This is a genomic window from Sphingosinicella microcystinivorans, assembly GCF_003634215.1.
In the GTDB taxonomy this organism is placed as follows: domain Bacteria; phylum Pseudomonadota; class Alphaproteobacteria; order Sphingomonadales; family Sphingomonadaceae; genus Sphingosinicella; species Sphingosinicella microcystinivorans.
Genome location: NZ_RBWX01000007.1, coordinates 481,269 through 496,552, shown reverse-complemented (window position 1 = coordinate 496,552; position 15,284 = coordinate 481,269). Strand labels below are relative to the sequence as shown.

6 protein-coding genes and 1 other RNA gene are annotated in these 15,284 nt (G+C 64.3%); 1 reads left to right on the top strand and 6 read right to left on the bottom strand.

Going from position 1 to position 15,284, the window contains the following annotated elements; genetic code table 11:
* The first annotated feature begins 1 nt into the window (after position 1).
* Positions 2-2,629, top strand: a complete 2,628-nt coding sequence (locus tag DFR51_RS02785) for a putative bifunctional diguanylate cyclase/phosphodiesterase (protein ID WP_121047513.1) — start codon at positions 2-4, stop codon at positions 2,627-2,629.
* Positions 2,630-2,636: 7 nt separating this feature from the next.
* Here the strand turns inward: DFR51_RS02785 and fumC are convergent, their stop codons facing one another.
* The 6 genes from fumC to rpoB form a co-directional block, all read right to left on the bottom strand.
* A complete protein-coding gene (gene fumC / locus DFR51_RS02780; protein ID WP_121047512.1) occupies positions 2,637-4,031 on the bottom strand; it encodes a class II fumarate hydratase in 1,395 nt (464 codons plus the stop codon).
* Positions 4,028-4,501 carry an SspB family protein gene (locus DFR51_RS02775; RefSeq protein WP_121047511.1) on the bottom strand — a complete coding sequence of 158 codons (474 nt, stop codon included), beginning with the start codon at positions 4,499-4,501 and terminating at the stop codon, positions 4,028-4,030. Before DFR51_RS02775 ends, fumC begins: the two co-directional genes overlap by 4 nt.
* A 117-nt stretch (positions 4,502-4,618) precedes the next feature.
* Positions 4,619-4,973: a transfer-messenger RNA gene (ssrA, locus tag DFR51_RS02770) on the bottom strand.
* On the bottom strand, positions 4,951-6,108 hold the full coding sequence (locus tag DFR51_RS02765) for a glycosyltransferase family 4 protein (RefSeq protein WP_160119124.1): 1,158 nt from the start codon (positions 6,106-6,108) through the stop codon (positions 4,951-4,953). The genes ssrA and DFR51_RS02765 overlap by 23 nt, the downstream gene beginning before the upstream one ends.
* Positions 6,109-6,660: 552 nt before the next feature.
* Entirely contained in the window at positions 6,661-10,821 is a 4,161-nt protein-coding gene (gene rpoC, locus DFR51_RS02760; protein ID WP_121047510.1) for a DNA-directed RNA polymerase subunit beta', read from the bottom strand.
* A gap of 110 nt (positions 10,822-10,931) precedes the next feature.
* Complete coding sequence (gene rpoB / locus DFR51_RS02755; RefSeq protein WP_121047509.1) at positions 10,932-15,077, bottom strand: DNA-directed RNA polymerase subunit beta; 4,146 nt, start codon at positions 15,075-15,077, stop codon at positions 10,932-10,934.
* Positions 15,078-15,284: the final 207 nt, after the last annotated feature.

The following is a 15,284-nucleotide window of genomic DNA, read 5'->3' as shown; positions in this document are numbered from 1 at the left end:
CATGCGCAGTCGCCCCGCCAAACCGATCCGCGATGCCGTTGGCGGCGATCCCGCCGCCAACCTTCGCGAGCCCCGGAACTGGCTGGCCGGCGTCGCGCTGCCCCGACTCGGCTCGCGCAGCGAAATTGCCAACACGCACCGGCAGCTGCTCGATCTCCGCCCCACGATACCGCTCTTCGCGATCATCGGCGCGCTGATCTGGGCAGGCGTTACGCTGTGGCACGTGCCGCTCACCGCCTCGATCCAGGGCGCCTGGCTTGCGGCGGGAGGCGTGCTGACGACATTGTTCGCGGTGTTCGGGCTGCGCGAGGCGCAGCCGAAGGCGGGTGAGGTCGCGGATACGGCGCGCGGGCTCGTTACGCTGAGCGCCGCGACGGGACTTCTCTGGAGCACACTGCCGGTCATCAGCGACATCCCGTTCGCGCTCGTGCTTTCCATGTCGATGCTTGTGCTCGGCATCGTCGCCCTCTCCCCGATGCCGCTCGCGGCGATGGCCTATATGGTCGCGTTCGCGGTGACGCTCGTCACCCGGCTCGATGGCTTCGCCTCGTCCGCCGCGGCGGTCGTGGTGCTGTCGGGAGCGCTCACGCTCTACCTCGCCGGGCGGCGCACGCTCATCGAACGCGTCGAGGGATCGATGCGCGATATCAGCGAACAGCGCGTGCGCAGGCTCTGCGCGACATTCGAGACATGCGGCAGCGGCTGGTTCTGGGAAACCGACGCAGAAGGCCGGATCACCTATATCTCGCCCTCGTTCGGCGCGGCGCACGGCACCACGAACGACATGCTGATCGGGCGCCCGCTGGGGGACATCATTTCGCTCGATGTGGAAAACCAGGATGAGGCGGCGACCTCGCTGCGGACGCTGGAGTTCCACCTGCAGGGCAAGCTGCCCTTTCACGACGTGGCGATCCCCGTGCTGTTCCCGCTCGGCATCCAGTGGTGGTCGATCGCCGGCACGCCGATCTACAGCAAGCACGGCCATTTCGAAGGCTTCACGGGGATCGGCGGCGATCTTACCGATGTGCGCCGGTCCGAAGACCGCGCCATGCGCCTTGCGCGCTTCGATCCGCTCACCGGCCTTGCGAACCGCATCACCATCCGCGAGACACTGGAAACCGCGCTCCTCAGCCATGGCGGCGTCGTGCCGCAGCGCTGCGCGCTGTTGCTGCTCGATCTCGATCGCTTCAAATCGGTGAACGACACGCTCGGCCATCCGGTGGGCGACAAGCTGCTCGAACAGGTTGCCGACCGGCTCGGCACGCTCGTCGGCGCGGACGGCCGCGTGGGGCGGCTCGGCGGCGACGAGTTCGCGGTCGTCGTGCGCGATGCCGAAACGCTGGCCGGGCTTTCTGCCTTCGCCCAGCGCATCATCGACTATCTGTCCGCGCCGTATACGGTGGAGGGACACCGCATCATCATCGGTGCGAGCATCGGCATCGCCATCGGCCCCGACAACGGCCACAGTGTGGACGCGCTGATGCGCAATGCCGACCTCGCACTCTATGCGGCGAAATCCGACGGGCGCGGCAAGCACCGTTTCTACGAGGGCGGGATGCACCGCAATGCCGAGACGCGGCGGCAGATCGAGAACGACCTGCGCGGCGCACTTGTGGGGAACGGGCTGACACTCAATTTCCAGCCGATCGTCGAAACGGCGAGCGAAACGCTCGTCGGCTTCGAAGCGCTGGTGCGCTGGCACCATCCGCGCCACGGAGAGATCTCTCCGGCGACCTTCATTCCGATCGCCGAGGAAACCGGCCTTATCGACGGCATCGGCGAATGGGTGCTGCGGAATGCCTGCATGGTCGCGGCGAAGTGGCCCGAGCACATCGGCATCGCCGTCAATCTCTCGCCGATCCAGGTGACGAACCCCCAACTCCCCGCGCTGGTGATGAACGCGCTCGCACAGGCCGGCCTCGCGCCGGAGCGGCTGGAGCTGGAGATCACCGAAAGCGTCTTCCTGGAGGAGAATCCCGCGACGCGCGCCACGCTGCAGCGCCTCGGGGCGATGGGCGTGCGGCTGACTCTGGACGATTTCGGAACGGGGTATTCGGGCTTTGCCTATCTCACGAAGGCGCCCTTCAAGAAGATCAAGATCGACCGCTCCTTCGTTTCCGGCGCGGCCGAGCGCGGCGGGCAGAAGGCCGCGATCGTGAAGGCGACCGTGGCGCTTGCAGACAGTCTGGGCATGATCACCACGGCCGAAGGGGTCGAGACGCACGACGACCTCGACGTCATCCGCCGCATCGGCTGTACGCAGGTGCAGGGCTTCATCTTCGGCAAGGCTGTGCCCTGGGCCGAGGCCGGCATTCTTGCACGCTCCGAAGCGCCGATCGCGCCGAACGGCGTGAAATCGAACCGGCCGCGTCGCATCGCCATGCTGCGACGCGCGACGATCCTGCATAACGGCCGCAGGCGCAACGCCCGGCTGCGCAACACGTCCGATACTGGCGCGATGTTCGAGGCGCGCTGGCTGCCGAAGCCCGACGACCGGGTCACGACCTTCGTGGAGGGCCAACAGCCCCGTGCGGGCATCGTGCGGTGGGTGGAGGAAGACCGGTTCGGCATCCACTACGATGAGCAGATCATCGCAGCCGACGTCGAAAGCCAGGAACGCGCTGCCTAACGCGCGCCTAGTGTCCGGGCGCCAGCATCGTTTCGGGGCGGACGAGCGCCCGGAAACGCGTTTCATCGATCAGATCGAGCGCTTTTGCCGCTTCGAGCAGCGTCAGCCCGTGCTTGTGCGCGTGCTTGGCGATGGACGCGGCATTGTCGTAGCCGATCTCGGGCGCAAGCGCCGTCACCAGCATCAGCGAGCGCTCCACGAGATCAGCGATGCGCGCTCGGTTGGGCTCGATCCCAACGACGCAGCGATCGGCGAAACTCACGGACGCGTCGGCAATCAGGCGGATCGACTGGAGCACGTTGTAAGCGATCACCGGCTTGAAGACATTGAGTTCCATATGCCCCTGCGCGCCGCCCACCGTGACGGACACGTGATTCCCCATCACCTGCGCAGCCACCATCGTCAGCGCCTCGGCCTGCGTGGGGTTCACCTTGCCCGGCATGATCGAGCTGCCGGGCTCGTTTTCCGGCAGGGACAGTTCGCCCAGCCCGGAGCGCGGCCCGGACCCGAGCAGGCGGATATCGTTCGCGATCTTGTTCAGGCTGACAGCAAGCACGTTGAGCGCGCCCGACAGCTCCACCATCGTGTCGTGCGTGGCGAGCGCCTCGAACTTGTTGGGTGCGGTTTCGAACGGAAGGCCGGAAAGCCGCGAGAGTTCCTTCGCGATGCCTTCGGCGAAGCCCTCGGGCGCGTTGAGCCCGGTGCCGACTGCCGTGCCGCCCTGCGCCAGCCGGTAGAGCCGCGGCAGCACCGCCTCGGCGCGCGCGATGCCATCCGTAAGTTGCTGCGCGTAGCCCGAAAACTCCTGCCCCAGCGTCACCGGCGTGGCGTCCTGAAGGTGCGTGCGGCCGATCTTCACGATGTCCGCAAACGCTTCCGCTTTCGCGGCAAGCGCCACGTGCAGATGGCGGAGCGCCGGGATCAGCCGTTCGTTCACCTCACGCGCCGCCGCGACGTGCATCGCGGTCGGGAACGTGTCGTTGGAGCTTTGCGACGCATTGACGTGATCGTTCGGATGCACCGGCACCTTGCCGCCGCGCGTGCCGGTAAGGATCTCGTTGGCGCGCCCCGCGATCACCTCGTTGGCGTTCATGTTGCTCTGTGTGCCCGAACCGGTCTGCCAGACGACGAGTGGGAACTGATCGTCACGCTTCCCCGCCGCAACCTCGGCGGCCGCCTCGATGATCGCGGGCGCGAGATTGTTGTCGAGCACGCCGAGCTCGGCGTTCACATAGGCGGCCGCCTGCTTGATGAGGCCGAGTGCGCGCACCAGCGGCACGGGCATACGCTCGCCGCCGATGGGAAAGTTACCGATTGAGCGCTGTGTCTGTGCGCCCCAGTAGGCCGAAGCGGGCACGTCGATCGGCCCGAAACTGTCGGTTTCGACGCGCGTAGCGCTCATTTCTTCCGGAAGGCGTCGAGCGTCACCACGTTCGACCCATCGCCGCTTTCGGGTGGTGTGGGCTCGGGTTCAGGCTCCGGCGCGGAGGGGATGACGCCCTCGGGTGTCGGAAACTGCAGCGCGAACTCCACCGAGGGGTCGTGAAAGCCCGTGATCGCCGTATAGGGAATCGAAAGCTTGGTCGGCACCTGGTTGAACGAAAGGCCGATCTCGAAGTGCTCGCGATCGACTTTCAGCTCCCAGTAGCGGTGCTGGATGACGATCGTCATCTCATCGGGATAGCGCTGGCGCAGGTGCACCGGCATCTCGACGCCGGGGGCGCCGGTCTTGAAGGCAATGTAGAAATGGTGGTTGCCGGGCAGACCCCCATCGGTCTCCACGCGCTTCAGAACGCCGTACACGACGCCGCGCAGCGCATCCTGCACGATCTCGTCATACGGGATCAGGCTTTCCGGTGTTTCGGCGTTCATGCGGCCCTCTTTATCACAAGGGCACTTGGTGGCGCGGCGTCGCGGCGCGGTCAAGCCTGTCTTCCGATGAACGATGAAAGTGGGGAGCTTCTGTTGCCCGGCGCTCCCCGTGCCGCTGGTGTCCGCTTCTGTTGCCCGGTGCGGCCCGAACCGCGCTAAGCTTTGTAACCTATTCCCCGAAGGGCTTTAGTTACGCGGCGATCGCGAATGCCTCGTTATCGTTGGCATTTGTAGGTTTTGAACGGTTTTACGGCGCATTCAGGCCGGGCGAAGAAAACCGTCTTTCAGCACACGTCGATCCTAGTTCGGCCCCATGTCCGGACAGGCCGCTATAGCCTGCCCGGCGAAACTGGTGGAGCCGCCGGGTACCGCCCCCGGGTCCGCTGTACCTATTTCACGGCATCATTTATCGCCATAGCCGCCCGAAGACGGCAACACCCATATAGGGGCTAACGTCGGACTTTTGAAGAGCTGCGTGCGACAACGGTGCGATAGCGCTGCAACAGCGCGCCGTTGATCGCGTCCCAATCGAAGCGCTTGCTGATCTCGCGCCCCGCTTTTCCGGCCGCCGTGCGGCCTTCCGGGTTGGCGATATAGGCGGAGAGCGCATCGGCCGATTCCTGGATGTCGTCGGGCGTCGTTAGCTGCCCGTTGAGACCGGGCGTCACCAGACTGAGGCTGCCGGTCGCCCGCGCCGCGACCACGGGAAGGCCGCTCGCCATCGCTTCGAGCGTCACATTGCCGAACGTTTCCGTGGACGACGGATTGAACATCACGTCCGACGAGGCATAGGCGCGCGCCAACGCCTCACCCGACTGGAAGCCAAGGAAGATGCCCTGCGGCGCCTGCGCCTCGATCCACGGTCGCGCCGGACCGTCTCCCACAAAGAGCGCCTTGTAGGGCACGTCCCGCGCGTCCAGCTCCGCAAGCGTCGCCGCGAACGTATCGAGGCCTTTTTCAAGCACCAGACGGCCCACGAACAGGATCACCGCGTCCTCGTCGGCGATGCCGAGGCTTCGCCGCCATTCCATGTCGCGCCGATCGGGGCGATAGAGATCGCCGTCAATACCGCGGCTCCAGATATGGACATTGCGGCTCATGCGCTGATCGGTGAGCACGGCAGCCATGCTTTCCGAAGGCGCATAAATCTCCACGCAGCGCCGGTAGAGGCGGCGCAGCAAGGCTTCGATCACCGTTTGCATCCAGTGCATCCGGTAGTAGCGGAAATAGGTTTCGAAGCGCGTGTGAACGGATGCGACCGCCGGCTTCCCCCGCGACCGTGCCCACGAGACCGCGCGGTGGCCGATGATATCGGGCGAGGCAATGTGAACGATGTGCGGATCAAAGGCCTTGAGATCCGCCTTCACGCCGCCGATCCCGAGCCCGAGCCGGTATTCGCCGCGCCCCGGAATGGGCACGGACGGAATCGAGACGAGGTCGCCCGTCGGCGCGAACGGAGGGTTTTCGATCGTCGGCGAATAGACGCGAACCGTCACGCCCTGCCTGAGCAGATAGCCGACGAGCCGGTTAAGCGCCTGATTGGCGCCGTCCTTCACGTAGTTGTAGTTGCCCGAGAACAGGGCGACCCTGAGATCGCTGTTAGGCAATATGACGCTCCGCATTGTGAAAGCGCCGGACGTTAGTCGATACGCGGAGCAAATTCCAACAGGTGTCCATGGACTTCGACAGGCTCCGGCGGCGTTGGCCCCGCCTTTCGGGCCTCCGCGACTTCGATGCAACCCCGAAAGTCACATTGATATAAGACGGATGCCGGAACCCCTACCGGTGAGGGACGCGAGCAACAGCGGGGCGTTCAGCCTTGCCGCTGGTTCTCGTCCTTATCCGTGGGCTCGTCGCCGAAATCTATCCGGCCGAGTGTCCGGCGGCCCGGCGCCGGCGGCGCCAACAGCGCAGCAAGGAGCAACGCACCAACTACGCCCGCGACCCACCAGAGCATCGGCCCATCTCCTGTCCCCCTGTCCCGTGATGGGACAAGCACGTATCGTGCCATCACGGCTGGAGGGCGGAAATCCAGTCTTTCCGCTCTGCAGGGCAGAGCGTCTCCTGACACGGATGTAAAGAGCGCCGACGCTGTGGCCAGAAACGAAAGAAGCCCCGCCGGTTTCCCGACGAGGCCCCTTTCATCATCATGAGGCGCTTCAGGCGTCGACGGTTTCGCCGACCGCAGCCTGCCCCGCATCCAGCGCCCGCTTCTGACGGGCACGGAGCTGCGCGTCGCGGCTGGATGCCGTGATGCGAGCGCGGGCAAGCGCGGCGCCGGTGCCGGCCGGGATCAGGCGGCCGACGATGACGTTCTCCTTGAGACCCATCAGCGTGTCCGACTTGCCCTGCACCGATGCCTCGGTGAGCACGCGCGTCGTTTCCTGGAACGAAGCCGCCGAGATGAACGACCGCGTCTGCAGCGACGCCTTGGTGATGCCAAGCAGGATGGGCTTGCCCACCGCAGGATCGCGCTTTTCCTTCGCGGCCTTGATGTTTTCCTCGTTCAGTTCTTCGACGTCGATCTGTTCGCCGACGAGCAGCGTCGTGCCGCCCGAATCGGTGATCTCGACCTTCTGCAGCATCTGGCGAACGATCACCTCGATGTGCTTGTCGTTGATCTTCACGCCCTGGAGCCGGTAGACCTCCTGGATCTCCCAGACCAGATATTCGGCGAGAGCTTCCACGCCCAGCACGTCCAGAATGTCGTGCGGATCGGGGTTGCCGTCGAGCAGGTAGTCGCCGCGACGCACGAAGTCGCCTTCCTGCACCGAGATGTGCTTGCCCTTCGGGATCATGTACTCGACCGCATCCGAACCATCTTCCGGGTGGATGATGATGCGGCGCTTGGTCTTGTAGTCCTTCCCGAACTCGATGCGACCATCGCAGCGCGCGATAACCGCATTGTCCTTCGGCTTGCGCGCCTCGAACAGTTCCGCGACGCGCGGCAGACCGCCGGTAATGTCGCGGGTCTTCGCGGCCTCCCGCGGAATACGCGCGATCACGTCGCCCGCTTCCACCTTCTGGCCCTCGTTCACCGAGAGAATGGCGTCCACCGACAGCATGTAGCGGCCCGCTTCGCCCGACGATTCATCAAGCAGGGTGATGCGCGGACGCAGATCGCCGGACTTCGGCTGGCTGCGCCAGTCGACCACCATCTTGTTGGTGATGCCGGTGGCCTCGTCGACGTTTTCGGTCAGCGAGACGCCCTCGATCAGGTCCTGATACTTCACCGTACCCGATTTGTCGGTGATGACCGGCAGCGTGTACGGATCCCACTCGGCCAGACGATCGCCCTTCGACACGATGTGCCCCGGCGCGTTCGCAAGAATCGCACCGTAAGGGATGCGATGCACCGAACGCTCGCGACCATCCATGTCGACGATCGCGAGTTCGCCGTTGCGGCTCATCGCGATGTGACGGCTGCGGCTGTCCGTGATCGTATCGAGGTTGCGGTGTTCGATCGTGCCGTCGAAGCTCGCTTCCAGCGTCGACTGCTCGGAGACCTGCGCCGCACCACCGATGTGGAAGGTACGCATCGTGAGCTGCGTGCCCGGTTCGCCGATCGACTGCGCCGCGATGACACCCACCGCTTCGCCGATGTTGACCGGCGTACCGCGTGCAAGATCGCGGCCGTAGCAGGCACCGCAAACGCCCTGACGCGTTTCGCAGACCAGCGGCGAACGGATCTGCACCGACTGCGGCGCCGCCGCCTCGACGATTGCCGTCTCGGCTTCGGTGAGCAGCGTGCCCGCCGGCATCACGACCTCGTTCGTCTTGTGATCGACGACGTCCGCGGCCAGCGTGCGGCCGAGGATGCGCTCGCCGAGCGAGACGATGGTGGTGCCGCCCTCGACGATGGCCTTGATGGTCAGTGCGTTGTCGGTGCCGCAATCGTCTTCGATCACCACGCAATCCTGCGACACATCGACCAGACGGCGGGTGAGGTAACCCGAGTTCGCCGTCTTGAGCGCGGTGTCGGCCAGACCCTTACGGGCGCCGTGCGTGGAGTTGAAGTACTCAAGGACGGTCAGACCTTCCTTGAAGTTCGAGATGATCGGCGTTTCGATGATCTCGCCCGAAGGCTTGGCCATCAGGCCGCGCATACCCGCAAGCTGCTTCATCTGCGCCTGCGAACCACGGGCACCCGAGTGCGCCATCATGTAGATCGAGTTGATCTGCAATTCGCGCCCGTTCTCATCGACCGGACGCGCCGAAATGCGCGCCATCATTGCGTCGGCAACACGGTCACCGCAACGCGCCCAGGCGTCGACGACCTTGTTGTACTTCTCGCCCTGCGTGATCAGACCGTCCTGATACTGCTGTTCGAAGTCCTTCACGAGCGCGCGTGTCTCGTCGACCATCCCTTCCTTCTCGTCCGGGATCACCATGTCGTCCTTGCCGAACGAAATGCCGGCCATGCAGGCGTGACGGAAGCCGAGGCCCATGATCGCGTCGGCGAACAGCACGGTCTCCTTCTGGCCGCACTCGCGGTAGACGGTGTCGATAACGTCCGCGATCTCCTTCTTGGTGAGGAGACGGTTGACGATCTCGAACGGCGCCTTGTGGTTCTTCGGCAGACACTCGCCGAGAAGCATGCGACCCGGCGTCGTTTCGTAACGCTTCATGTAGGTCTTGCCGGCCTCGTCCGTCTGCGGGACGCGGCTGGTGATCTTCGAATGCAGCGTCACGGCCTTGGCGTTCAGCGCCTGGTGCACCTCCACCATGTCCGTCAGCAGCATCCCCTCGCCCGGCTCGCCCTTGCGCTCCATCGAGAGGTAGTAGAGGCCGAGAATCATGTCCTGCGACGGCACGATGATCGGCTTGCCGTTCGCGGGGCTGAGGATGTTGTTCGTGGACATCATCAGAACGCGCGCTTCAAGCTGCGCTTCGAGGCTGAGCGGAACGTGCACGGCCATCTGGTCGCCGTCGAAGTCGGCGTTGAACGCCGAGCAGACGAGCGGGTGCAGCTGGATCGCCTTGCCCTCGATCAGCACCGGCTCGAACGCCTGGATGCCGAGGCGGTGGAGCGTCGGCGCGCGGTTCAGAAGGACCGGGTGCTCGCGAATGACTTCGTCGAGGATGTCCCAGACTTCCTTGCGCTCTTTTTCCACCCACTTCTTCGCCTGCTTCAGGGTCATGGAGAGACCCTTGGCATCGAGGCGCGAGTAGATGAACGGCTTGAACAGCTCGAGCGCCATCTTCTTGGGCAGGCCGCACTGGTGGAGCTTCAGCTCCGGACCCGTCACGATCACCGAACGGCCAGAATAGTCGACGCGCTTGCCGAGCAGGTTCTGACGGAAACGGCCCTGCTTGCCCTTCAGCATGTCGCTGAGCGACTTCAGCGGACGCTTGTTGGCGCCGGTGATGACACGGCCGCGGCGGCCGTTGTCGAACAGCGCATCGACCGCTTCCTGAAGCATGCGCTTTTCGTTGCGGACGATGATGTCCGGCGCGCGCAGCTCGATGAGCCGCTTCAGACGGTTGTTGCGGTTGATGACGCGGCGGTAGAGGTCGTTCAGATCCGACGTCGCGAAGCGGCCGCCATCGAGCGGCACCAGCGGACGCAGTTCAGGCGGGATCACCGGAACGACGTTCAGGATCATCCACTCCGGACGGTTGCCGGATTCAAGGAAGCTCTCGATGACCTTGAGGCGCTTGATGATCTTCTTGGGCTTCAGCTCGGACTTGGTGACCGCGAGCTCTTCGAGAAGGATCTTCTTCTCGCCTTCGAGATCGAGGCTTTCGAGCAGCTTCTGGATCGCCTCGGCGCCGATGCCCGCCGTGAAGGCGTCTTCGCCGTGCTCATCCTGCGCTTCGAGGAGTTCGTCCTCGGTGAGCAGCTGATACTTCTCGAGCGGCGTGAGACCCGGCTCGATCACGATGAACTGTTCGAAATAAAGCACGCGCTCCAGCTGCTTGAGCTGGATGTCGAGCAGCATGCCGATGCGGCTCGGCAGCGACTTCAGGAACCAGATGTGCGCAACCGGCGCGGCCAGCTCGATGTGGCCCATGCGCTCGCGGCGCACCTTGGAGACGGTGACCTCGACGCCGCACTTTTCGCAGACGATGCCCTTGTACTTCATGCGCTTGTACTTGCCGCACAGGCACTCGTAGTCCTTGATCGGACCGAAGATGCGCGCGCAGAACAGGCCGTCGCGCTCGGGCTTGAACGTCCGGTAGTTGATCGTCTCCGGCTTCTTGATCTCGCCGAACGACCACGAACGGATCCGCTCCGGGCTCGCCAGACCGATGCGGATCTGGTCGAAGGTCTCCGGCTTCGCCGCCGGGTTGTAGAAGTTCATCAGTTCCTGATTCATACCGCCTCCAGATCAGCCCTCGCGCTTTCGCAGCGAGGGAAGGGGCCCAAGCCTTGCTTGGGAGGAAGAGGGGCACGGGCCGCCGAAAATGGCCCCTCTTCCCGTGTTGCTTACTCGGCCGCGATGGCTTTCGCCTCGGCTTCGTCGTCCTCGCTGTTGCGCAGCTCGACGTTGAGGCCGAGCGAACGCATTTCCTTGACGAGCACGTTGAAGCTTTCGGGGATGCCGGCCTCGAACGTGTCGTCGCCCTTGACGATCGCCTCGTAGACCTTGGTGCGGCCGGCGACGTCGTCCGACTTCACCGTCAGCATTTCCTGCAGCGTGTACGCCGCGCCGTAAGCCTGCAGCGCCCACACTTCCATCTCACCGAAGCGCTGGCCGCCGAACTGCGCCTTACCGCCCAGCGGCTGCTGGGTGACGAGGCTGTACGGCCCGATCGAACGCGCGTGGATCTTGTCGTCCACAAGGTGGTGCAGCTTCAGCATGTAGATGTAGCCGACGGTCACCTTGCGGTCGAACATCTCGCCCGTGCGGCCGTCGTACAGCTCCACCTGACCCGACCGGTCGAGACCGGCGAGCGCCAGCATGTTCGACACGTCCGCCTCGCGGGCGCCGTCGAACACCGGCGTCGCCATCGGCACACCCGAAGCGAGGTTCGTGGCAAGTTCCATGAGCTCGTCGTCGGACTGGCCGTCGATCTCCGCATTGTACTGCTGGCCGTAGATGGCCTTCAGCTTGTCGCGCAGCCCCTTGGCGTCGTCCTTGTCGAGACCCTGCGCCTTGGCGTGGATGTCTTCCAGCATGCCGCTGATCTGACGCCCAAGACCGCGCGCGGCCCAGCCGAGGTGGGTTTCGAAGATCTGACCCACGTTCATGCGCGAAGGCACGCCGAGTGGGTTCAGAACGATGTCCACATGCGTACCGTCGTCGAGGAACGGCATGTCCTCGATCGGCAGGATGCGGCTGATGACGCCCTTGTTGCCGTGACGGCCGGCCATCTTGTCGCCCGGCTGCAGCTTGCGCTTCACCGCGACAAAGACCTTCACCATCTTGAGCACGCCCGGCAACATCTCGTCACCGCGCTGCAGCTTCTCGACCTTCTCCGCGAAACGGCGGTCCAGGCTCTTCAGTGCCTCTTCCCACGTCGCCTTCACGGCTTCAAGATCGGACTGGAGCTTGTCCTCCTCCACGGCGAACTTCCACCATTCGCGGCGCGGCTGCTCGGCGAGCATCGCATCGTCGATCACGGCGCCCTTCTTGATGCCCTTCGGCGCGGCCGAAGCAGTCTGACCGATGAGCATATCCTTCAGACGCGCGTAGGTCGCCCGATCGAGGATGGCGCGTTCGTCGTCGCGGTCCTTCTCGAGACGCTCGATCTCCTCGCGCTCGATCTGGAGCGCGCGCTCGTCCTTGTCGATGCCGTGACGGTTGAACACACGCACCTCAACGACCGTACCGGCAACGCCCGGCGGCAGCTTGAGCGAGGTATCGCGCACGTCCGACGCCTTCTCGCCGAAGATGGCGCGGAGCAGCTTTTCTTCCGGCGTCATCGGGCTTTCGCCCTTCGGCGTGATCTTGCCGACGAGAATGTCGCCCGGCTCGACCTCGGCGCCGATGTACACGATGCCCGCTTCGTCGAGGTTGCGGAGCGCTTCCTCACCGACGTTCGGAATGTCGCGCGTGATGTCCTCTGGCCCTAGCTTGGTGTCGCGGGCCATCACTTCGAACTCTTCGATGTGGATCGAGGTGAAGACATCGTCCTTCACGATCCGCTCGGAGATGAGGATGGAGTCCTCGTAGTTGTAGCCGTTCCATGGCATGAACGCGACGAGCACGTTCCGGCCGAGCGCGAGCTCACCGAGCTGCGTCGAAGGACCGTCGGCGATGATGTCGCCGCGCTGGACCATGTCGCCCACCTTCACCAGCGGACGCTGGTTGATGCAGGTGTTCTGGTTCGAACGCTGGAACTTCTGCAGCGTGTAGATGTCCACGCCCGACTTGCCGGCATCGCTCTCTTCCGTCGCGCGGATAACGATACGGGTCGCGTCGACCTGATCGATGATGCCCGTGCGGCGCGCAGCGATCGCGGCGCCCGAATCGCGCGCCACGGTGCCTTCCATGCCGGTGCCGACGAACGGCGCCTCGGCGCGGAGCAGCGGCACGGCCTGACGCTGCATGTTCGATCCCATGAGCGCGCGGTTGGCGTCGTCGTTTTCCAGGAACGGAATGAGCGACGCGGCAACCGAAACGAGCTGCTTGGGGCTGACGTCCATCAGCGTGATGTGGCCCTTCGGCGCCATCAGGAACTCTCCCGCTTCACGCGCGGAAACGAGATCCTCGACGAGACGGCCTTCACCATCGAGCTCGGCGTTCGCCTGCGCGATCGTGTGCTTCGCCTCTTCCATCGCCGAGAGGTAGATGACTTCGTTCGTCACCTTGCCGTCGACGACCTTGCGGTACGGCGTTTCGATGAAGCCGTACTTGTTGACGCGGCTGAACGTCGCGAGGCTGTTGATAAGACCGATGTTCGGGCCTTCCGGCGTTTCGATCGGGCAGATACGGCCATAGTGCGTCGGGTGAACGTCGCGAACCTCGAAGCCCGCGCGCTCGCGGGTGAGACCGCCCGGCCCGAGCGCCGAAACGCGGCGCTTGTGCGTCACTTCGGAGAGCGGGTTCGTCTGGTCCATGAACTGCGAGAGCTGCGAGGAACCGAAGAACTCACGCACTGCGGCCACAGCCGGCTTCGCGTTGATGAGGTCGTTCGGCATCGTCGTTTCGATATCGACCGAAGACATGCGCTCCTTCACGGCGCGCTCCATACGGAGCAGACCGACGCGATACTGGTTTTCCAGCAGCTCGCCCACCGAACGCACGCGGCGGTTGCCGAGATTGTCGATGTCGTCGATGTCGCCCTTGCCGTCCTTCAGCTCCACGAGCGTCTTCACAACCGCAAGAATGTCTTCGTTGCGGAGTGTCGTCACCGTGTCCTCGGCATCGAGGTCGAGGCGCATGTTCATCTTCACGCGGCCAACGGCCGAGAGGTCGTAGCGCTCCGGATCGAAGAACAGGCCGGCGAACATGCCTTCCGCCGTCTCGCGCGTCGGCGGTTCGCCGGGGCGCATGACGCGGTAGATTTCGGCAAGCGCGTGGTCGCGCTCTTCCACCTTGTCCGCCATCAGCGTGTTGCGCATCCACGCGCCGATGTTGACATGGTCGATGTCGAGCAGGTCGATGTCGCCGATCCCGGCGGCGTCGAGCTTCGCGAGGTTCTCTTCCGTCACCTCGTCACCGGCTTCGATGTAAATCTCGCCGGTCTTGTCGTTGACGAGATCGAACGCTGAATAGCGGCCGAAGATTTCCTCAGTCGGGATCAGCAGCTCGGAAAGACCGTCGTTTTCGGCCTTCTTGGCGGCACGGGGCGTGATCTTCTTGCCCTGCTCGAAGACGATCTCACCCGATTTGGCGTCGACGATGTCGAACAGCGGCTTGTTGCCGCGCCACTGATCGGCGAGGAACGGCACCTTCCAGCCGCCTTCGGCGCGCTTGTAGGTCACGCGGCCGTAGAACTCGTTGAGGATGTCCTCGCTGTTCATGCCGAGCGCATAGAGCAGCGTCGTCACCGGCAGCTTGCGCTTGCGGTCGATACGGACGTTCACGATGTCCTTGGCGTCGAACTCGAAGTCAAGCCACGAGCCGCGGTACGGAATGACGCGCGCGGCGAACAGGAACTTGCCCGAGCTGTGCGTCTTGCCGCGGTCGTGATCGAAGAACACGCCCGGCGAACGGTGCATCTGCGAAACGATCACGCGCTCGGTGCCGTTCACGATGAACGTGCCGTTCTCGGTCATGAGCGGCATGTCGCCCATGTAAACGTCCTGCTCCTTGATATCGAGGACGGAGCGGCTTTCCGTATCGGGATCGATTTCGAACACGATGAGGCGCAGCGTCACGCGCATCGGCGCTGCATAGGTCATGCCGCGCTGGCGGCACTCGTCGGTGTCGTACTTCGGCTCTTCGAGCTCGTAGTTGACGAAATCCAACTCGGCGGTGCCGGCGAAGTCGCGGATCGGGAAGACCGACCGCAGGGTCTTTTCAAGACCCGAGACATAACCGCGCGACGGATCCGAGCGCAGGAACTGCTCATAGGATTCGCGCTGCACCTCGATGAGGTTCGGCATCTGCACGACTTCGGCAATGTGGCCGAAGACCTTGCGGACGCGCTTTTTACCGGTGAAGGATTTCGCCTGGGTGGCCATGCTGTTTGTCGCCCTTGCTCTTCAAAATTCGTCAGGCGCTGACGCGAAAAAAGCCGCAGGCTCCCCCGCATCCGGGAGAACCGCAGCTTTCCGCATCAAGCCGCAGCCGATCCATTCGTGCGATGCGCTGCGCGAAGGCGCATCATTTCCCGAAAGGCTGTGGAAGGAAGCGGGATATAGGAGCCGCAGGCGGCTCTGTCAAACCCT

Bases quoted from the DNA above. Each gene is read 5' to 3' on its own strand.
- rpoC (WP_121047510.1), bottom strand. From the start codon at position 10,821: ATGAATCAGGAACTGATGAACTTCTACAACCCGGCGGCGAAGCCGGAG.
- DFR51_RS02785 (WP_121047513.1), top strand. From the start codon at position 2: ATGCGCAGTCGCCCCGCCAAACCGATCCGCGATGCCGTTGGCGGCGAT.
- rpoB (WP_121047509.1), bottom strand. From the start codon at position 15,077: ATGGCCACCCAGGCGAAATCCTTCACCGGTAAAAAGCGCGTCCGCAAG.
- fumC (WP_121047512.1), bottom strand. From the start codon at position 4,031: ATGAGCGCTACGCGCGTCGAAACCGACAGTTTCGGGCCGATCGACGTG.
- DFR51_RS02775 (WP_121047511.1), bottom strand. From the start codon at position 4,501: ATGAACGCCGAAACACCGGAAAGCCTGATCCCGTATGACGAGATCGTG.